The following is a 701-nucleotide window of genomic DNA, read 5'->3' on the forward strand; positions in this document are numbered from 1 at the left end:
GCACGGGATCGTAACTCGCCGGTTCATTCTACAAAAGGCACGCCATCACCCATTAACGGGCTCTGACTATTTGTAGGCACACGGTTTCAGGATCTCTTTCACTCCCCTTCCGGGGTGCTTTTCACCTTTCCCTCACGGTACTGGTTCACTATCGATCACTAGGGAGTATTTAGCCTTGGGAGATGGTCCTCCCAGATTCCGACGGAATTTCACGTGTTCCGCCGTACTCAGGATACATTCAAGAGAGAACGAAGTTTCGACTACGGGGTTGTTACCCTCTGTGACGGACCTTTCCAGGTCGCTTCGTCTACCTCGTTCCTTTGTAACTCCGTATAGAATGTCCTACAACCCCAAGAGGCAAGCCTCTTGGTTTGGGCTAGATTCCGTTTCGCTCGCCGCTACTCAGGAAATCGCATTTGCTTTCTCTTCCTCCAGGTACTTAGATGTTTCAGTTCCCTGGGTCTGTCTTCCATACCCTATGTATTCAGGTAAGGATACCATACCATTACGTATAGTGGGTTTCCCCATTCGGAAATCTTCGGATCAAAGCTTACTTACAGCTCCCCGAAGCATATCGGCGTTAGTCCCGTCCTTCATCGACTCCTAGTGTCAAGGCATCCACCGTGCGCCCTTTCTAACTTAACCAAACTAAAATTAAAAAAATATGAGCTACACTGTTATCTAGTTTTCAAAGAACATAC

At 47.9% G+C, this 701-nt stretch carries 1 rRNA gene; it reads right to left on the minus strand.

What is annotated here, in order from left to right:
* Nucleotides 1-645, minus strand: a 23S ribosomal RNA gene (locus JTF23_RS27385); the annotation flags it as partial.
* Nucleotides 646-701: the final 56 nt, after the last annotated feature.

It is taken from the genome of Bacillus sp. RIT 809, assembly GCF_016892495.1.
GTDB lineage: Bacteria > Bacillota > Bacilli > Bacillales > Bacillaceae_G > Bacillus_A > Bacillus_A cereus_U.